This window comes from Paraburkholderia atlantica, from assembly GCF_000092885.1.
GTDB classification, from domain to species: Bacteria; Pseudomonadota; Gammaproteobacteria; order Burkholderiales; family Burkholderiaceae; genus Paraburkholderia; species Paraburkholderia atlantica.
This window is the reverse complement of record NC_014117.1, coordinates 1,765,992-1,784,375: the sequence shown is the minus strand read 5'-3', so window position 1 is coordinate 1,784,375 and position 18,384 is coordinate 1,765,992. Positions and strand designations below refer to the sequence as shown.

Sequence of the window (18,384 nt, the reverse complement as noted above, 5' to 3'; positions counted from 1 at the left end):
GTCCGGGACGCTTCGCGACCGGGTCGGCCGCGCGTGCGGCGCGCGCAAAACCCGTATTTTGCCTTGCGGCGCGCCCGACGCGGGCAAAGCCGGCAATTCTAGCGGGCAATGGGGTGGGATTGGCGGGGAGTTGGGGGGAAGGGGCGGTGTCGGGAGGTGCTTTGGGAGCGGGGGTTGGCTTGCCGGCGGCGGCAACGAGCGGAGGCCGGCAAGCCTGCCAGCCTCTGCGCGCACTGTCTCGCCGCTTACGCGATCACGCGCATGGCGGCGACGTTACGACTTTCTCGGCTCTTTCGGCATCCGCTTGCCCGATGGTGCCGGCGCGGGCCTGACCGGCCCGGCGACTTTCATGTCGGCTCGTTGCGGTTGTCTGTGCGCGGCCAACGCGCGCGCAGGCCTGTGCGGCCCGGCGGCGTGTATTTCGGCGTGGCGCGGCGGTCGGTGCGCGGCTGTCAAGCGCGCGGGCCTGAGCGGCCCGGTGGCGTGCTGGTGGGCTCGCGGCGGCTGTCCGTGCACGGCCATCGCCGGCGCGGGGCCGGAAGGGCGTGAGAGCGGCGGACGCGCGTCACCCGGATGCCCCGGCAGATGACCGTCATGGCTCGCCATCACGCGATGCAGCTCCTCACGGCGATGGAACACCTCCGCGCGACGATCGCCATGCGCATAGAACTGGCGTTGCCGGACACCATCCCGCCCGACGACCCAGATATACGTATCGCCGCCGACGAACACCACGTCGCGATCGACCACATTGGCGACGTACACATCGGTCGGCAACGGCTGATACGCGGTCACCGTCACTTCGGTCGGGCGGTTCGGTGCGCTAACGAGCTGGCCTTGCCCGCTGGTCATGCAGCCCGCGAGAAAGGTCGCGCACGCAGCCGACGCCAACAGCGCCTTTGTGATGTCTTTCAACTTCATTCCCCGGTTTGTCTTGTTTATTTGTCGAGCGACGCCCTTTTAACGGCCGGGCATTTTGCATTCTTGAGATATGAATCGCCGATCGGGAAAATTAGTTGGTCAATGCGTAGGCGAAAACCGCCTGGCAAAAAAGCATGCGCCATTGCGCGTGCGCAGCCGGGGCTCCGATCCGCGCTTAATTGCCGTCCGGATTGCCTTCTTCAGACTTCGCGTCCTGCCAGTTCATCCGGTGCCGATTGACGGTCTCCGTATGCCGCGCGTCGTCCTCGGTGTGCAGATAAAGGCTGGTCGTATTCAGCGACACGTGGCCGAGATTGTCGCGAATCGTGCGCAGATCGACGCCGCCGTCCGCCTGATGCGAACCCGCCGTGTGCCGCAGCCAGTGCGCCGACGCGCGCTCGAGTTCGTCGGCACGATCGGCGAATTCGGGGCCGCGCGCGCGCAACCACATCGCCGCGCCCGCGAAGATGCCCTTGATCGCGTCGTGAATCGCCGAGCGCGACAGGCAGCGTTTGCGACCCTTGAACGGCAGCACGAGCGGCGTTTCCTCGGCGCGGGTCGGCAGCGCGGCGAGGCCATTCAGCGTCCGGTAGCTGCGCAGCTCTTGAACCAGTTCGGCCGACACCGGCACGATCCGCTCCTTGTCGCCCTTGCCGAGCGTTTCGAGCCACCACTGGTCCTGACCGTCGGCGCCGAGCCTTCTGAAGAACTGGCCCATCTGCCCGCCGGCGACCTCGGAAATGCGCATGCCTTGCAGATAGAACAGCGTGGTCAGCCAGCGGCAGCGCGCGTAGTACGCGCGCTGCGCATCGGTATCTTGCGGCAGCTGCTCGACGAACAGCTTCACTTCGTCCCACAGCGACGTCGAAAGATAGCGCGTGACGCGCGGCGCCGAGCGCTTCGCGCGCTGTCGCAACAGCGCCATCGGATTGCCGCGCAGATAGCCGGCGTTGACGAGCCACGTGAACATCGCGTTCAGGATGATCAGCGCCTGGCGCTGGCTGGCCGGCGACAGCGGCCCGTTGAACGGGCGCCAGCGCGCGTCGCCGCGCGCGTACTTGCCGCCGTTCGCCGACACCCAACGCGCGGCCGGTTGCGGATCGGCGATGAACGCCTTGAACAGCAGCAGATCTTCATGCGTCAGCGACGAAAGCGGCTTGCCGAGTTGCACGACGGCCCACAGCAGCAGCCGCTCGGCTTCCTTGCGGTAGTTGTCGAAGGTGGTCTTGGTGTCCGCGTAATTGGAGAGCCACGCGCGCACCGCGTCGAGGTCGTTGCGGGCTGATAGCTGGGAGTTTTCCGCCGCGCCGCGATTGGTGCCGTCGCGGCCATCGAGCAGTTCCGGCACGACGAGCGATTCGACGGGCTGGACGGTGGCAAGTTCAGCGTTCGGGGCAGCTTTGGGCACGGCTTTGGACACGGTTCGGGACACTCCTCGGGCGCACGCCGGTTGGCGTCATTCTGCTCCGCTCAGGCGATGTGCGAAGCGCTTGCCCGAAAAGAAAACAGTGCCCATTTTGTTGCGGACGAAACGCGAAACCCTATCACACAGTCGGGCGCGCCTGGCGTAAAACAGCGGGGGCGCGCTCAAGCTTCGACGCAGTGATGATCGATCGGCATACAGTAATGGAGCGCGCCGTGCGATTGTTGCCCGCTATAGTCGCCATCTATTACCGGCATTGCCGGATTCGAATTCTATTGAAGTTTGCCCTCGCCTATATTCGAATAGGAGTGGCGCGTCGGCCGGAGTCATCCCCCGGGGTTATCCGTCAGGGACTCCGGCCACGTTTCCTTCAACCCTGGATTTCATGAGTGCACTGCCGAATCGTTCGGCTGACTGTCGGGTTTCTCGATCGTCGATTTGCCACGGAAGCCTGACAGGATGACAAACGCATAACAAGTACCTTGCATGGGATTGGAGAAAGTGCTTCGCACCGACTCCGATCGACAACGGAGACATCCTCCAAAGGAGAGAACGCATGTCAAACGAAGCAAAGTGCCCGTTCATCCACACCGCCGGCGGCGGGACCACCATTCGAGACTGGTGGCCGAAGCAATTGCGCGTCGACCTGCTGAACCAGCATTCGAACCGCTCCAATCCGCTAGACAAGGACTTCAACTATGCCGAGGCATTCAAAAGCCTCGACTACGACGCGATCAAGAAAGACCTCGCCGCGCTGATGACCGATTCGCAGCCGTGGTGGCCCGCTGACTTTGGCCACTACGGACCGCTGTTTATCCGTATGGCATGGCACAGCGCCGGCACCTATCGCATCGGCGACGGCCGCGGCGGCGCAGGGCGCGGCCAGCAGCGTTTCGCGCCGATCAACAGCTGGCCGGACAACGTGAGCCTCGACAAGGCGCGCCGGCTGCTATGGCCGATCAAGCAGAAATACGGCCAGAAAATTTCGTGGGCCGATCTGCTGATCCTGACCGGCAACGTCGCGCTCGAAACGATGGGCTTCAAGACATTCGGTTTCGGCGGCGGGCGCGAGGACACGTGGGAACCGGATCAGGACGTTTATTGGGGCAATGAAAAGACCTGGCTCGGCGGCGATGTGCGCTACGGCAAGGGCGCGGCCGGCAGGGAAGACGACGAAGGTGTGCTGGTCGCCGATGAAGAACTGCACGGCACCGAAAAGAGCCGCACCGATCCGCCCGGACGCAACCTCGAAAACCCGCTCGGCGCGGTACAGATGGGCCTGATCTACGTGAACCCGGAAGGCCCGGACGGCAATCCCGATCCGCTCGCGGCCGCGGTCGACATCCGCGAAACGTTCGCCCGCATGGCGATGAACGACGAGGAAACCGTCGCGCTGATCGCCGGTGGCCACACATTCGGCAAGACGCACGGCGCAGGGCCGGCCGAGAACGTCGGTCCGGAACCGGAAGGTGCCGGTCTCGAGGCGATGGGGCTCGGCTGGCGCAACAGCTTCGGCACCGGCAAGGGCGCCGACACGATCACGAGCGGGATCGAGGTCACGTGGTCTTCCACGCCGACGCAGTGGGGCATGGGCTTCTTCCACAACCTGTTCGGCCACGAATGGGAGCTGACCAAGAGCCCGGCGGGCGCGAATCAGTGGGTGGCGAAGGGCGCAGAGCCCACGATCCCGCACGCGCACGACCCGTCGAAAAAACTGCTGCCGACGATGCTGACGACCGACCTGTCGCTCCGCCTCGACCCGATCTACGAAAAGATCTCGCGGCGCTTCATGGACAATCCGGACGAGTTCGCCGACGCGTTCGCGCGCGCGTGGTTCAAGCTCACGCACCGCGACATGGGTCCGCGCGCCCGCTATCTGGGCCCGGAAGTGCCGGCGGAAGAACTGCTGTGGCAGGACCCGATTCCGGCCGTCGATCACCCGCTCGTCGATGACAAGGACGTCGCGGCGCTGAAGCAGAAGATCCTCGCGTCCGGACTATCGGTGTCGCAGTTGGTCACGACCGCGTGGGCCTCGGCCTCGACGTTCCGCGGCTCGGACAAGCGCGGCGGCGCCAACGGCGCGCGCATCCGGCTCGCGCCGCAGAAGGACTGGGCAGTCAACCAGCCTGCCGAGCTCGCGAAGGTGCTGAAGGTGCTCGAAGGCATCCAGAGCGAGTTCAACGGTGCGCAGTCCGGCGGCAAGAAGATTTCGCTCGCCGACCTGATCGTGCTGGCGGGGAGTGCCGGCATCGAGCAGGCTGCGAAGAACGCCGGGCAGCAGGTGACGGTGCCGTTCTCGCCGGGTCGCATGGATGCGTCGCAGGATCAGACCGACGTTCAATCGGTCGGCGCGCTCGAGCCGGTCCACGACGGCTTCCGCAACTATCTGGGCGGCAAGTTCCCGGTGGAGGCGGAGAAGCTGCTGATCGACAAGGCGCAACTGCTGACGTTGACGGCGCCCGAGATGACGGCGCTGATCGGCGGCCTGCGCGTGCTGAAGGTGGGCGGTGGCAAGGAAGGCGTGCTGACGGACAAACCGGAAACGCTGACCAACGACTTCTTCCGTAACCTGCTCGATATGGGTACGGAATGGACGCCGGTGTCGGAGGCCGCGGAAACGTTCGAAGGCGCCGACGCGAAGACCGGCGAGGTCAAGTGGACGGGTACCCGTGTCGATCTGGTGTTCGGCTCGAACTCGGTGCTGCGCGCCCTGAGCGAGGTCTACGCGAGCGAGGACGGTAAGGACAAGTTCGTGCGCGACTTCATTGCCGCGTGGGTCAAGGTGATGAATCTGGATCGTTTCGATCTGGCTTGATCCAGCTACTGCGGCGCGCGTGGTTCCTTGCCACGTCGTCGCAGTGTTTGAAGGGAGCTTTGAGTAGTCATCGAGCGCGATTGCCGGGATGCCGGCAATCGCGTTTTTTCTTCGTCTGCGTCCGAGACATCCACTCAGACCATCTTCAATACCACCCTGAAACGCGCGTGACCGCTGATCATCCGGTCATAGGCCTGCGCCGCCTCGGCGAGCGGATACTCCTCGATCATCGGCTTGACGCCGGTGAGCGCGCTGAACGCGAGCGTGTCCTGCGAATCGGCCGAGGTGCCGGAGGGCCAGCCTTGCACCGAGTTGCGTCCCATGATGAACTGCACGATCGGCACTTCGATCGGCTCTTCGGAAACGCCGACCATCACGAGCTTGCCGTTCAGGCCGAGACCGCCGAGCGTGGCGGTCATCGCCTTGCCGCTCGTCACCGTGGCAAGTATCAGCTTCGCGCCGCCCAGTGCCTGCAGCTTCTCGGCGACGTTTTCCGTCTTGCTGTCGATGTAGTGATGCGCGCCCAGCTGCTGCGCGAGCGGCGCCTTGTCCTGACCGCGCGCGATCGCCACCGTGCGAAAGCCCATCTTGCGCGCGAACTGCACGCCGAGATGCCCGAGGCCGCCGATGCCCAGAATCGCGACCACGTCACCGGCGCGCGCGCCGCTATTGCGAATCGCGTTGAAGGTCGTGATGCCCGCGCACAGCAGCGGCGCGGCATCGACATCGGACAGATCGTCGGGAATGCGCGCCAGCGCTTCGACCGGAGCCACCATGTATTCGGCGTAGCCGCCGTCGTAGCTGATGCCGGGGATCAGCGCGAACTTGCACAGCACGAAGTCGCCCTGGCGGCAGTGTTCGCATTTGCCGCAATGCCCGCCGTGCCAGCCGACCCCGACACGCTGCCCGGCCTGCCAGCCCTCGACACCCGCACCGACCGAATCGATCACGCCTGCGATCTCGTGACCCGGCACGCGCGGATAGGTGAGGCCCGGCCACAGCCCGTCCTTGGTCATCACATCGCTATGACAGATGCCGCAAGCCTGAATCCTGATCCGCACGTGACCGGCGCCCGCCTCGGGCACTTCACGTTCGACCAGTTCGAGCGGGCCGCCGGCCTGCTTCACTTCGACTGCTTTCATCGTGGGCATGATGTTCTTCCTTTCCAGTGGTGAACGGGACAAGAGGGGAACGAACTCAAACATCATAGTCCGCGCCCAGGCGGCTCGCCAGAAAGAAGCCGCCGTCCAATTAGCTGGTGACGATGACATCCGATGTAATTGGCGCGCCACGTGGCCGCCACTAATCTTCGACTACCGCGCCGTCAATCCGATGGCGCACACGTCCAGGAGATACCATGTCCAGCTATCCCGTTCACACGATCGAGTCCGCTCCCGAGCAATCGAAACCCGTGCTGCAGAAATTGCAGCAGACGTTCGGCGTGATTCCGAACATCGCGGCCAGGATGGCGGCTTCACCGGTGCTGATCAACGGCTTCATCGGCCTGTTCGAGCGCGTGCATGCGAGCAGTCTGACGGAGCCGGAAATCCAGACTTTGCTGCTCACCAACGCCGTGACGAATGCGAGCGAATGGGCGGTAGCGTTTCATACCGCGCTCGGCTTGCATGAGGGCTTGCGTCGCGCCGATGTCGACGCGATCCGCCAGCGCGGTGTGCCCGACGACGCGAGGCTCGCGGCGCTGTCGACGCTCGCGCGCACGCTGATCGAAAAGCGCGGCCGCCTCGATGATGAGGACCGCCAACGCTTCCTCGCGGCAGGCTTCAGCGCGGAGCAGATTCTCGAGGTGGTTGCGGTGGTCGCCGCATCGACGATCACGAACTACACCGGCAGCGTGACCGAGCCGCCGCTCGAACCGCAGTTCGCGGAGTTCGTGTGGCACGCGCCGGCGCGCTGAAGTGTTTCGTTTCAGCCATTAAAAGGAGGGCAATGCGATGAACGTCACGAGTCACGATCCGAAAGTGCAGCCGGGCGATCTCGGTAGTCTGTTGCGCTATTGGCGTGACGTTCGTGGCGTGAGTCAGCTCGATCTGTCGCTCGAGGCCGGCTTCTCGCAGCGGCAGATCAGCTTCATCGAAAGCGGGCGCAGCGTGCCGGGCCGCGACACGCTGCTGACGCTTGCGCAAACACTCGACGTGCCGCTGCGCGAGCGCAACGCGCTGCTGCTCGCCGCCGGTTACGCACCGGTCTATTCGGAAGCACCGTGGAATGCGCAGGAAATGCACGGCGTGGTTCGCGCGCTCGAACGGGTCGTGCGTCAGCATGAACCGTTTCCGGCGCTCGTGATGGACCGCGACTGGAATGTGCTGATGAGCAACGACGCGGCGCCGCGCTTTTTCAACTGCTTCATCGACATGGCCGCGCGCGAAGGTCCGCGCAACATGCTGCATCTGATCTTCGATCCGCTCGGCATGCGGCCGTTCGTCGCCGATTGGGAGGAGGTCGCGCGAAGCCTGCTGCAACGGGTGTATCGCGAATCGGTGGGTCATGTGATCGGCGCCCACACGCAGCATCTACTCGATGAACTGCTTGCGTATCCCGATGTGCCACGCGACTGGAAGACCCGTCATGGCTCTTCCACGTCCCCCGCGACGCTGCCGATGATTCCGCTGGGCTTCATCAGCGAAGGCGTGGTGCTGCGTTATTTCTCGATGGTCACGACCGTCGGCACACCGCAAAACGTGGCCGCGCAGGAGCTGCGCATCGAATGCATGTTCCCCGCCGACGACGAAACCGACGCACGTCATCAGCAGTTGCTTGCGGCGCATGCGTTGCCGCAACCTCCAATATCGGCAAACCGTACGCCGTGACATAGCAGTGCGTTCCGTTTTTGGGCGATCATCCGAGCCGATCAGGTTGAGCAATCCGACGCCACTCACTCTCCATGGACAACGGGCTTTTACTGTTTCCGGTCGCGGCGCTTCGCGTCGAAGCAGCCGACGAGCCACTGTGGTTTCGCCGCGCGCCCAATTCGCACGCGGCCGTCATCTCCGAGTTCGGCGACGTGACCGAGGTGCTCGCGCGTGCACCGGAATCCTGGTGCGTGGTGCCGGGCGCGCAACTCGAAGGCTTGCACGACGACGAGGACATCACGAGCGCCGACCCGCGTTTCAACGGTGAGCTTTCTGGTCATCACTTCGCGGTGATTCGTCATACGGACCGCTGTATCAACGTCGCGCTGCTGGTGATCAACGCCGCCGAAGCGGTGTTGCTGCCCACCCGTCTGTTCGCCTCACGCGCTCATTTCGAAGACTGCGTGCCTGGTCTCGAACAGATCGGGTGCGAAGAAATCGGGCCGAGCGCCTGAAGCGCTGTTCACTGAATCACGCCTCGCGCATACGGGTCATCCCCGCTATTGGTCGCTACGGAATAATGCCTTGTGCGCCCTTGTAAGCCCGTATTCGGGTTCGTAATGAAGGCGTAATAAATCTACTTATCGTTTGCCGATTTGGGAGCTGTTTCCACAATTATCTACAGTTAATTTTCCGCAATGCCATAACGAATGCACTTGCGGAGAAGAGATGCAAAGAAAACGGAGATGGGGGCTGCTGATGTTGAGCAGCATCGCGATGGCGACCCAGGTTCTCGCAACTGAAAAAGCGGAAGACCTGACGATCGCGAAGATGCCGGCGTACAGCCCGCATCAGCTGTACGTGATGGACGTGAACTTCAGCTCGATGACGGACGCGCGCACGTACGTGATCGACGCCGACAACAACCGCCTGCTCGGCCAGATCGACGCCGGCTTCGCGCCGGGTCTCGCGATCAGCCCCGATCACAAGACGAGCTACGTCGCGACGACTTACTTTGCGCGCGGCTCGCACGGCACGCGGACCGACGTCGTCGAAACGACCGACAACACCACGCTTCAGATCACCGGTGAAGTCGTGATCCCGCCGAAGCACGCGCAAAGCGTGCCGTCGCCGTACAACACTTCGATGTCCAAAGACGGCAAGTGGCTCTACGTGTCGAACATCACGCCCGCGACCTCCGTCACCGTAGTCAACACGGCCACGCATCAGGTCACGACCGAGATCGATACGGACGGCTGCGTGCTCGCCTATCCGTCGGGTAACGACCGCTTCACGTCGCTGTGCGAAAGCGGCAAGGCGTTGACCGTCGTGCTCGGCGCGAACGGCAAGGAGAAAGGCCGTAAGTTATCCGACGCGTTCATCGATGTCGCCAAAGACCCGGCCTTCGTCAACGCGTCGCGCAGCGGTAATACGTACTGGTTCGCGACCTTCAACGGCAATGTGCGCAGCGCCGACTTCAGTGGCGCCGCGCCGGTGTTCGGCGCGTCGTGGCCGCTCGTCACGCCGGACGAGGCGAAAGCCGGCTGGCGTCCGGGCGGCCTGCAGCAAACCGCGCTGCACGTGCCGACGCAGCGTCTGTTCGTGGCGATGCACCAAGGCGACGCGGATACGCACAAGGACCCCGCGAGCGAGGTCTGGGTGTTCGATGTGAAGACGCACAAGCGCATCGCGCGCTGGAAGCTCGCGGACCAGAAGATCGACCCGCTGCTGTCGATTCAGGTCAGCGAGGACGCGCATCCGCTTTTCTACGGCATCACGGTCAACTCGGACGTGGTCGTCGCCGACGCGGCGACGGGCAAGCTCAAGCACGTTCACAAGCAGATCGGCGCGACCGCGTCGCTGCTGCTCAATCCGTAACGAGGTGCACGCGATGAATGCTGGCCTCGTCATCGATCCGGTCGTCTCGAGCGTTGCGCTCGCCGCGACATCGATCATCTCCTTGACGCTCGCGCTGCCGAAAGTGGCGCGCCAGTCCGAGCAGCGGCAGGCGGTCGCGGGTTTCGATCTGCTGCCGCACGCGCTGGTCGCGCCGTTCGCGTTCGTGTTGCCGCTCGCCGAAATCGCCGCGACGCTCGCGACCCTGGTGCCGGCGACGCGCAGCGTTGGCGCCGCCGCGCTCGCCGCGCTGTTCGTGCTGTTCGCGCTCGCACTCGCTATCAACGTTGCGCGCGGGCGCACCGACATCGATTGCGGCTGCAATGGCTTTCGCCAGCCGGGCGCACCCGTGCCGCACTCGATCGGCTGGGCGCACGTCGCGCGCAGCTTGCTGCTGGCCGCGCTCGCCGCGCTGATCTGCCTGCCGCAAAGCACCCGCGCGATCGTCTGGTTCGACTATCTGAGCGTGCTCGGCGCGACGCTCGTCGCCGTGGCCGCTTTCTTTACCCTGGACGTGCTGCTCGCCAATCGTCCGAAGCTGAATCACCTGAGGAACTCGTAATGGAAAACGCACTGTTGGTCTCCAATGTTTTGCTGTGGCTCGGCGTGCTTGCGCTCGGCGCCATCTCACTCGCGCTGGTTCGCCAGATCGGCGTGCTGTACGAACGACTGATGCCGGTCGGCGCGCTGATGATCGACAAGGGGCCGGCCGTCGGCACCGTCGGTCCGTCGTTCGAGCTCAATGCGCTCGACGGCCGTCAGGTCAAGGTTGGCGGCATCTCCGCCAAGGGCCGCAGCACGCTGGTGTTCTTCCTGTCGCCGAGCTGCCCCGTGTGCAAGAAGCTGCTGCCGCTGCTGCCGTCGATCCAGGCGCGCGAAACGGCCACCGACATCGTGCTCGCGAGCGACGGCGACACCACCGAACACGCGGCGTTCTACAAGAAGCTCGGCCTGAGCCAGTTCCCGTACGTGCTGTCGCAGGAGCTGGGTCTCGCGTATCAGATCGGCAAGCTGCCTTACGCATTGCTGATCGATGAGTCGGGCAAGGTCCGCGCGAAGGGTCTGGTGAATTCGCGTGAACACATCGAAAGCCTGTTCGAAGCGAAGGATCGCGGGGTGGCCTCGCTGCAGGAATTCGTCCACGCTGGCCACGACCATGCGGACCACGCGGAGCAGCACGCCTGAGCACGTCATCACACATCAGAACGACAGGACGACAAGCATGAAATGGTTCGACTCTTTCTTCGAGTTGAAAGCGCGCAACGTCGCGCAGCACAGCTCGCGGCGCAGTGCGATGGCCAGGCTGGGCCGCGCGCTGGTCGGCTCGGCGCTCGTGCCGCTGCTGCCGGTGGACCGCACGTTCGCAGCCGACAACGCGTCGGCGGCAAGCGCGGCGAGCGCGCCTGCCACGGGCAAAACCGACGACCCGTATAGCTGCGACTACTGGCGCTACTGCGCGATCGACGGCTGGCTGTGCAGCTGCTGCGGCGGCACCTCGAGCAGTTGCCCGCCGGGCACGACGCCCTCTCCGATCACGTGGATCGGCACCTGCCGCAATCCGCACGACGGCACCGACTATATCGTTTCGTACAACGACTGCTGCGGCAAAACCTCGTGCGGCCGCTGCTTCTGCAACCGTAACGAACGCGAGAAGCCGCTCTACAAGCTCTCGCTGAACAACGACATCAACTGGTGCATGGCGAGCGGCAACGCGAACTATCACTGCTCGGTATCCGCACTGCTTGGAGTAGCGCAGCAATGACCACGACGACTTTCAACCGGCACCTCGCGAAGTGGGCCGCGACCTTGTGCGTAACGGGCGCGGCGCTGAGCGCGGGCGCAGCGTTCGCGCAGAATGTGCAGTACGCGCCCGGCAAGGCGTTCTTCGACACCAGGTGCGCGGTATGCCACCAGGCGGGCGGCAAGGGACAGGACGGTCTCGCGCCGCCGCTCACCGAGCTGCCGGGCCACTACGCGACGAACGCCCAAGGGCGCACGCAACTCGGCCTGACCGTGCTCAACGGCATGTTCGGCACGATCGCGATCAAGGACAAGAGCTACAACTTCAAGATGCCGAGCTTTCGCGGCGAGTCCGACGAGGACCTCGCGAACGTGCTCAATTACCTCGTGTTCGACGTGAGTGCGAAGCATGCGGGCGCGAAGCCATTCACCGCCGCCGAAGTGAAGGCGCTGCGCGCAACGCAGATGGATGGCGCTCAGGTGCGCGCGCACCGCGACGTCGCGCTGAAGAGTCTCGGGCTATGAAGAAGACCCGTGCGCGTGCGCTGTTGGCAGCCGTGCTGGCGGTGTGCGCGGGGGTGTCGGGCATGGCCGCGCACGCACGGGAGCGCGGCTACAACGCCGCCGCGGCGCGTGAGGCGTGGGTCCTCAATTGCATGGGCTGTCACACCGGCGACGCGCGCGGCATCGAGGGAAAGGTGCCGCCGCTCACGGGCGAGCTCGGACACTTCGTGCGACTTCCCGAAGGACGCGAGTTCGTCATGCGGGTGCCGGGCGCGTCGAACTCGTCGCTGTCCGACGCGGAGCTGGCGAACGTTCTGAACTGGCTGATCGACACGAGGAATGCAGACACGAGGCCCGCGGATTTCAGGCCTTATACCGCGCAGGAAGTTGCCGCGAAGCGGCGGCCCGCGCTCACCGACGTCGCGAAGCATCGCGCGGCTCTGATCGAGAGTCTGCGCAAAAGCGGCGATACGGCAGTGAAAGATCAGTACTAGGTATGGCCGCAACGACGGCAGGGCGATTCAACAGGTATCGGGAGATCGAGACGATGAAAGGCAAGACGCAAGTAAAGGCAATGTGTTCGGCTGCGGTGCTGGCCGCCGTGCTGGGCACGCTGGCGGGTGGGGCGGTGGCGGACACGGCCGGCATGGAGAAGGGCGCGAGCGCCGATGGCCGGATTCCGGCGTATGCAGGTCCGCAGGCATCGCCCGCGGACTGGTCGTACGGCAAGCTGCGCGGCGACTACTGGAAGCACAAGGGCGAAAAGCCGCTGTACTCGATCGACGCGAGCAACGTCGACAAGTACGCGGACAATCTGACGCCCGGCCAGGTGGAGCTGATCAAGCAGAAGAACGGCTATCGGATGGACATCTATCCGACGCACCGCGAATGCGGCGCGCCGGATTTCGTGCAGGCCAACGCGAAGCTCAACGCGAGCCAGGCGAAGATGGATTCGAGCGGCGAAAATCTGCAGAGCGCGAGCCTGCCGGGTATGCCGTTCCCCGCGCCGAAGACCGGCGCCGAAGCGATGTGGGATCACCTCGCGCGCTATCGCGGCATCGGCGCGGAATGGCAGAAGTCGGTGACGGCGGCGTCGCCGCGGCCGGGTGGCAGCGAGTGGATCAAGGCCGAATCGAAGCAGACGCTGTTCTTCCCGTGGGGCAAGAAGGGCGCGACCTCGCCGCAGCAGGCTGGCATGCTGTACGCGATCTACTTCGCGTATGAGACGCCCGCCGCGCTGGCCGGCCAGGGTCTCGTGCAGCGGGATTACTTCGACAAGGGCAACGACACCTACTACTACTTCACCGGTCAGCGCCGCGTGCGCCGCATGCCGGCTTACTCGTACGACGCGCCGCAGATCGGCTTCGAGAACCAGTACACGGTCGATGAGCCGTGGCTGTTCAACGGCCAGCTCGATCGTTTCAACTGGAAGCTCGCCGGCAAGAAGGAAATCTACATTCCGTACGACGACTTCGGCATGTACAACTTCAAGCAGAAGTTCGACGACGTCTTCAAGCCGGACGCCGTGAGCCCCGAGGCGCGCCGCTATGAGCTGCACCGCGTCTACGTGGTCGAGGCGACCGTGAAGTCGGGCGTGCGGCACGTGGCCTCGAAGAAGGTCTTCTACATCGACGAGGACAGCGGCCTCGCGGTGGCGGCCGAAGACTACGATGCGCAGGGCAAGCTGTGGAAGGTCAAGGAAGCGTATCCGATTCCCGTGTATGAGCTGCACGGCGCCTGCGATGTCGAGCCGTTCGTCCAGTACGACCTCAACAATGGCCGCTACGTGACCGACCAGTCCACCATCGGCACCAACACCGATATCCGCTGGTACGAGGACTCGAACGACGCGCGCTTCAAGGACGACTTCTACTCGTCCGAGAATCTGCGCGCGGTCAGCGAGCGATAACGTAACGTCAAGCGGTCGCGGCGCACCGGCTGGCGCGCCGCTACTCCTCACATTCGACCTGCAAATAAACAGGCATGGGAAGCGCAATGTTGAAGAAGACAAAAATTAGCGCGGCAGTTTCGTTAGGGCTGTTGATGGCGGCACAGGGGGCCTCGGCATACGAGTTCACGCTCAGCGACGGCGCCATCAACGGCTCGTGGGTCACCAACCTGACCGCGGGCGGGGGCATCCGCGTCAAGAGCCCGAGCTGCTCGCTAACGGGCGACCCGAACGCCAACGGCTGCGGCGCAGGCGCGAACACCGCGCAGTGGTCCAACGGCGACGATGGCAACCTCAACTATCGCAAGGGGCAGGCGTTCAGCACGTATCTCAGCGCGACGAGCGAGTTGCTGCTGACGATGCCGAGCGAAGGCGTCAAGTTCATGGTGCGCGGCACCGGCATGTACGACTTCATGGCGAAGAACACGAACCGCACGGAGCTGTCGAGCACCGCCGCTTCGCAGATCGTCTATCCGGTCGATCTGCTCGATCTGTGGGTCCAGAAGGACTTCACGCTGAACGATCGCTCGGCGCACGTGCGGGTCGGTAATCAGGTGATCAACTGGGGCGAGAGCTTCTTCGCGACCAACGGCATCAACGCGACCAACGCGGTCGATATCCAGAAGCTGCTGATCCCGGGCACGCAGTTGAAGCAGGCGCTGCTGCCCGAGCCGATGATCAGCTTCGCGAGCGGCATCACGTCGGGACTCAGCACCGAGGCTTATTACCAGTTCAGCTGGGAAAGCAACCGTTATCCGCCGGTCGGTTCGTACTGGTCGGTTGGCGATATCTTCGGGCGCGGCTCCGGTCCGGCGAGCATCAGCACGCTCAACGGCAACCTGGGCGGCTTCGACGCGGGGACCATCGCGGGTCCGAACGCCGGTAACGCGCAGTTCGTGGGCGGTATCACCAACGGACTCGTCAACGGCCAGTTCGCGGGACCGCCGTTCAACTCGATCGGCGTGCCGACCTCGACGCAGTTGCCGAACAAATACCGCCCGCAATTCGGTATCAAGTTCAACTACAAGCCGAAGAGCGTCGACGTGAACTTCGGTTTCTACTACGAGAACTACACCGACAAGTCCCCGGTCGTGGCATCGCAGGCGGACGGCACGATGAAGTTCCAGTACCTGAACAACCGCCAACTGTTCGGCGCGAGCGCCAACTTCGGCATCGGCGACTGGGCGATCGGCACCGAGCTTTCGTATCGTCCGCACGATGCGGTCGCGCTGTCGGGCTGCTTCGGCGCGGGCGGTCCGCTCGACTTCAACACGAACGCCGTGGGGGGCATCACCTGCCAGCAGTGGCAAGACCGCAAGAAGCTGCAGTACCTGATCAACGGCCAGCTGAGTCTCACGCAGAGCGACTATCCGTTCCTGAAGCTGATTCACGCCGACATGGCGATGCTGACGATGGAACTCGCGTGGATCTACTACCCGGGTCTCAATTCGAACGGCATGACGCGCACCGTCGATGGTCAACAGGTCACGCAGGCGCCGGCCGCCGGCTACTTCACGTGGCTGAACAACAACTCGGGCCTGGGTTATCCGATTACGGCCGCGAAGGGCACGTCGAGCTCGGTCGGGGCGACGATCGACTTCAACTGGACCTATGACGGCACGGTGATCCCGGGCTGGCAGCTCACGCCGGGGGTGACGTTCACCGACGCGCTGTACGGCTACACGCCGACCTTCACGGCGAATTACATGCAGGGCGCGAAGTCGGTCAACGTGTATCTGCTGTTCAACCAGAACCCGGCAGTCTGGCAGGCCGGCATCAACTTCACGGCGTTCTTCGGCGGTCATAACACCGTCGGCCAGCCGTACGCCGACCGCAATTTCGTCGGCATGTTCGCAACGCGTAATTTTTAAGCAGGAAGTTTCGAAGCAGGCAGGCGCGCGTCCATCGCGGGCGCGCGCCGTGGATCAGCAGCAGACTTTGAGGGGCGCAATGTGTTGAATCGTCTGGTAAGCAAGCTCGAGGCGTTCCTGTTCGGGCATCGCGCGATCACGCTCGGCGTGATTGCCGTCTTTACGGTGGTGATGGCCGTGTTCGCGTTGCAGTTGCGCATGGATGCGGGATTCGACAAGCAGATTCCGACCCAGCACGAATACGTGAAAACGTTCCGGCAATACCGGGACGATCTGCTTGGCGCGAACCGGATCACGGTCGTACTGAAGGCACGCAACGGCACCATCTGGACGCGCGAAGGCCTCGCGCGGCTCTACCAGATCACGCAGGCCGTCGGCTATCTGCCCGATGTCGATCGCGGCGGCGTGCAGTCGCTGTGGACGCCGAATTCCTTCGTCAATGAAATCACCGAAGACGGTTTTCGCGCGGACCCGCTGATCGACGGCACGATCATGCCGGAGAATCTGACGGACGAGAAGATCGCCGCGATTCGCCAGTCGACTTCGGCGGGCGGATACGTCGGCGTACTGGTGTCGCGCGACCAGACGAGCGCGATGGTCACGGCCGAGCTGAACGAGCGCGATGCGAACGGCAACGCACTCGACTATGTGGCCTTCAACCATATCCTCGAAGAGAAGCTGCGCACGCCGTATGAGAACGGCGACTACCAGGTGCAGATCATCGGCTTCGCGAAGCAGATCGGTGACATCGCCGACGGCGCGTCGGGCGTGCTGGTGTTCTGCGCGCTGGCACTGGTGCTGACGGCGGGCGCCGTCTACTGGTATAGCCGCTCGCTGCGCTTCACGATCCTGCCGATCGTCTGCTCGTTGACGTCGCTCGTGTGGCAGTTCGGCACGTTGCGCATCCTCGGCTTCGGCCTCGATCCGCTCGCGGTGCTGGTGCCGTTTCTGGTGTTCGCGATCGGCGTGTCACACGGCATCCAGCAGATCAATTTCATCGTGCGCGAACTGTCGCACGGACACACGCCGATGGAAGCCGCGCGCCACAGCTTCAGCGGCCTGCTGATCCCGGGCACGCTCGCGCTCGTCACTGCACTGGTGTCGTTCATCACGCTGCTGCTGATTCCGATTCCGATGGTGCGCGAGCTGGCGATCACGGCATCGCTCGGCGTCGGCTACAAGATCGTGACGAACCTCGTGATGCTGCCGGTCGTCGCGTCGTGTCTGCATTTCACGAAGGAATACGCGGACCGCGCGCTCGTAGCGCGCGAGCGACGCGCGCACTGGCTGCGTGTGCTTGCCCGCGTCGCCGAGCCGCGCAATGCTGCGATCACGCTGGCCGTGACCGCGCTGATTTTCGGCGTCGCGGTGTGGCAAAGCCGTGATCGCGTGGTCGGCACGTTGCAACCGGGCGCCCCCGAGCTGCGCGCCGATTCGCGCTTCAACGAGGATGCGGTGGCGATTGCGAGCAGCTACGACGTGGGTCTCGACTGGCTGACTGTCGTGTTCGAAGCGCCGAATTCGGCCGATTGCACCGATCCGCGACTCGGCATCTTCGAGGACGATTTCGTCGGCTCGATGAATCGCGTGCCGGGTGTCGTGTCGGTCAGCTCCTATCCGCAGATGCTGCGCACGTACAACGAGGGCTACAACGAAGGCAATCCGAAGATGTCGGTCGTGCCGATCGATCCGACCAACTATGCGGCGCTGAGCGCGGAGATCAACCGTGTGCGCGGCTATATGACGAAGGACTGCCGGATGACGGCGGTGCATCTGTTCCTGTCGGATCACAAGGCCACGACGATCAACCGCGTGATCGACGCCGTCAAGACGTATCGCGCGGACAATCATCTGACGGACGTGACGATTCGCCTCGCCGCCGGTAACGCAGGCGTGCTGGCGGCGACCAACGACGAAGTGGCGCGCAGCGAATTGCCGATGATGCTCTACGTGTACGCGGCGATCGTCGTGCTCGTGCTGCTCGCGTATCGCGACTTCCGCGCGGTGATCGCATGCTGTCTGCCGCTGACCGTGGCGACCTTCATCGGCTACTGGTTCATGAAGCAACTGCAGATCGGCCTGACGGTCGCGACGCTGCCGGTGATGGTGCTCGCGGTCGGCATCGGCGTCGACTATGCGTTCTATATCTACAACCGGCTGCAGCAGCATCTGTCGCATGACATGCCGATCGTGAAGGCGGTCGAGCAGTCGATTCTCGAAGTCGGCGTGGCGACCATCTTCACGGCGATCACGCTCGCGGTCGGTGTCGCAACGTGGAGCTTCTCGGCGCTCAAGTTCCAGGCGGATATGGGCAAGCTGCTGGCGTTCATGTTCATCGTCAATCTGGTGATGGCGATGACGGCGTTGCCCGCGCTCGCGGTCTGGCTCACCCGGCTCTTTCCGCGCCGCTCCGCGGTCAGGAGTTCGAGCTTCTTCTCCCACTAGGCCGCCACGAG

The 18,384-nt window shown here is 64.0% G+C and carries 16 protein-coding genes; 13 read left to right on the top strand and 3 right to left on the bottom strand.

The window, feature by feature from the left end:
- Window positions 1–273 precede the first annotated feature (273 nt).
- A complete protein-coding gene (locus BC1002_RS07925; RefSeq protein ID WP_013089537.1) occupies window positions 274–921 on the bottom strand; it encodes a hypothetical protein in 648 nt (215 codons plus the stop codon).
- Window positions 922–1,096: 175 nt separating this feature from the next.
- Window positions 1,097–2,341: a tyrosine-type recombinase/integrase gene (locus BC1002_RS07920; protein WP_013089536.1), complete on the bottom strand. Its 1,245-nt coding sequence runs from the start codon at window positions 2,339–2,341 to the stop codon at window positions 1,097–1,099.
- A 559-nt stretch (window positions 2,342–2,900) separates the two neighbouring features.
- Between BC1002_RS07920 and katG the strand changes: the two genes are divergently transcribed.
- Entirely contained in the window at window positions 2,901–5,159 is a 2,259-nt protein-coding gene (katG, locus tag BC1002_RS07915) for a catalase/peroxidase HPI (RefSeq protein WP_013089535.1), read from the top strand.
- Window positions 5,160–5,293: 134 nt separating this feature from the next.
- On the opposite strand, the gene BC1002_RS07910 is transcribed toward katG, so the two are convergent.
- Window positions 5,294–6,310 (bottom strand): alcohol dehydrogenase, encoded by a 1,017-nt coding sequence (locus tag BC1002_RS07910; protein ID WP_013089534.1) that lies wholly within the window; start codon window positions 6,308–6,310, stop codon window positions 5,294–5,296.
- A 206-nt stretch (window positions 6,311–6,516) separates the two neighbouring features.
- Between BC1002_RS07910 and BC1002_RS07905 the strand changes: the two genes are divergently transcribed.
- The 12 genes from BC1002_RS07905 (at window position 6,517) to BC1002_RS07850 (ending at window position 18,373) form a co-directional block, all read left to right on the top strand.
- On the top strand, window positions 6,517–7,074 hold the full coding sequence (locus BC1002_RS07905) for a carboxymuconolactone decarboxylase family protein (protein WP_013089533.1): 558 nt from the start codon (window positions 6,517–6,519) through the stop codon (window positions 7,072–7,074).
- 37 nt (window positions 7,075–7,111) lie between these two features.
- A complete protein-coding gene (locus tag BC1002_RS07900; RefSeq protein ID WP_013089532.1) occupies window positions 7,112–7,987 on the top strand; it encodes a helix-turn-helix domain-containing protein in 876 nt (291 codons plus the stop codon).
- A 74-nt stretch (window positions 7,988–8,061) separates the two neighbouring features.
- Entirely contained in the window at window positions 8,062–8,484 is a 423-nt protein-coding gene (locus tag BC1002_RS07895; RefSeq protein WP_013089531.1) for a hypothetical protein, read from the top strand.
- A 214-nt stretch (window positions 8,485–8,698) separates the two neighbouring features.
- Complete coding sequence (locus tag BC1002_RS07890; protein ID WP_013089530.1) at window positions 8,699–9,847, top strand: amine dehydrogenase large subunit; 1,149 nt, start codon at window positions 8,699–8,701, stop codon at window positions 9,845–9,847.
- A 13-nt stretch (window positions 9,848–9,860) separates the two neighbouring features.
- On the top strand, window positions 9,861–10,427 hold the full coding sequence (locus BC1002_RS07885; protein ID WP_013089529.1) for a MauE/DoxX family redox-associated membrane protein: 567 nt from the start codon (window positions 9,861–9,863) through the stop codon (window positions 10,425–10,427).
- The gene (gene mauD / locus BC1002_RS07880; protein ID WP_013089528.1) at window positions 10,427–11,050 is read left to right on the top strand and encodes a methylamine dehydrogenase accessory protein MauD; all 624 of its coding nucleotides are present in this window, start codon (window positions 10,427–10,429) and stop codon (window positions 11,048–11,050) included. The genes BC1002_RS07885 and mauD overlap by 1 nt, the downstream gene beginning before the upstream one ends.
- Before the next feature lie 37 nt (window positions 11,051–11,087).
- A complete protein-coding gene (locus BC1002_RS07875) occupies window positions 11,088–11,627 on the top strand; it encodes a methylamine dehydrogenase light chain (RefSeq protein ID WP_013089527.1) in 540 nt (179 codons plus the stop codon).
- On the top strand, window positions 11,624–12,130 hold the full coding sequence (locus BC1002_RS07870) for a c-type cytochrome (RefSeq protein WP_013089526.1): 507 nt from the start codon (window positions 11,624–11,626) through the stop codon (window positions 12,128–12,130). The genes BC1002_RS07875 and BC1002_RS07870 overlap by 4 nt, the downstream gene beginning before the upstream one ends.
- Entirely contained in the window at window positions 12,127–12,603 is a 477-nt protein-coding gene (locus tag BC1002_RS07865; protein ID WP_013089525.1) for a cytochrome c family protein, read from the top strand. The genes BC1002_RS07870 and BC1002_RS07865 overlap by 4 nt, the downstream gene beginning before the upstream one ends.
- Before the next feature lie 53 nt (window positions 12,604–12,656).
- Window positions 12,657–14,018, top strand: a complete 1,362-nt coding sequence (locus tag BC1002_RS07860; RefSeq protein ID WP_013089524.1) for a DUF1329 domain-containing protein — start codon at window positions 12,657–12,659, stop codon at window positions 14,016–14,018.
- 86 nt (window positions 14,019–14,104) lie between these two features.
- Window positions 14,105–15,928, top strand: a complete 1,824-nt coding sequence (locus BC1002_RS07855; protein WP_013089523.1) for a DUF1302 domain-containing protein — start codon at window positions 14,105–14,107, stop codon at window positions 15,926–15,928.
- An 81-nt stretch (window positions 15,929–16,009) separates the two neighbouring features.
- Entirely contained in the window at window positions 16,010–18,373 is a 2,364-nt protein-coding gene (locus BC1002_RS07850) for an efflux RND transporter permease subunit (RefSeq protein WP_013089522.1), read from the top strand.
- Window positions 18,374–18,384 lie beyond the last annotated feature (11 nt).

What these genes read in the sequence shown, in the direction of transcription:
- BC1002_RS07925 (WP_013089537.1), bottom strand. Translation starts at nt 921, where the DNA reads ATGAAGTTGAAAGACATCACAAAGGCGCTGTTGGCGTCGGCTGCGTGC.
- katG (WP_013089535.1), top strand. Translation starts at nt 2,901, where the DNA reads ATGTCAAACGAAGCAAAGTGCCCGTTCATCCACACCGCCGGCGGCGGG.
- BC1002_RS07910 (WP_013089534.1), bottom strand. Translation starts at nt 6,310, where the DNA reads ATGCCCACGATGAAAGCAGTCGAAGTGAAGCAGGCCGGCGGCCCGCTC.
- BC1002_RS07905 (WP_013089533.1), top strand. Translation starts at nt 6,517, where the DNA reads ATGTCCAGCTATCCCGTTCACACGATCGAGTCCGCTCCCGAGCAATCG.
- BC1002_RS07900 (WP_013089532.1), top strand. Translation starts at nt 7,112, where the DNA reads ATGAACGTCACGAGTCACGATCCGAAAGTGCAGCCGGGCGATCTCGGT.
- BC1002_RS07895 (WP_013089531.1), top strand. Translation starts at nt 8,062, where the DNA reads ATGGACAACGGGCTTTTACTGTTTCCGGTCGCGGCGCTTCGCGTCGAA.
- BC1002_RS07890 (WP_013089530.1), top strand. Translation starts at nt 8,699, where the DNA reads ATGCAAAGAAAACGGAGATGGGGGCTGCTGATGTTGAGCAGCATCGCG.
- BC1002_RS07885 (WP_013089529.1), top strand. Translation starts at nt 9,861, where the DNA reads ATGAATGCTGGCCTCGTCATCGATCCGGTCGTCTCGAGCGTTGCGCTC.
- mauD (WP_013089528.1), top strand. Translation starts at nt 10,427, where the DNA reads ATGGAAAACGCACTGTTGGTCTCCAATGTTTTGCTGTGGCTCGGCGTG.
- BC1002_RS07875 (WP_013089527.1), top strand. Translation starts at nt 11,088, where the DNA reads ATGAAATGGTTCGACTCTTTCTTCGAGTTGAAAGCGCGCAACGTCGCG.
- BC1002_RS07870 (WP_013089526.1), top strand. Translation starts at nt 11,624, where the DNA reads ATGACCACGACGACTTTCAACCGGCACCTCGCGAAGTGGGCCGCGACC.
- BC1002_RS07865 (WP_013089525.1), top strand. Translation starts at nt 12,127, where the DNA reads ATGAAGAAGACCCGTGCGCGTGCGCTGTTGGCAGCCGTGCTGGCGGTG.
- BC1002_RS07860 (WP_013089524.1), top strand. Translation starts at nt 12,657, where the DNA reads ATGAAAGGCAAGACGCAAGTAAAGGCAATGTGTTCGGCTGCGGTGCTG.
- BC1002_RS07855 (WP_013089523.1), top strand. Translation starts at nt 14,105, where the DNA reads ATGTTGAAGAAGACAAAAATTAGCGCGGCAGTTTCGTTAGGGCTGTTG.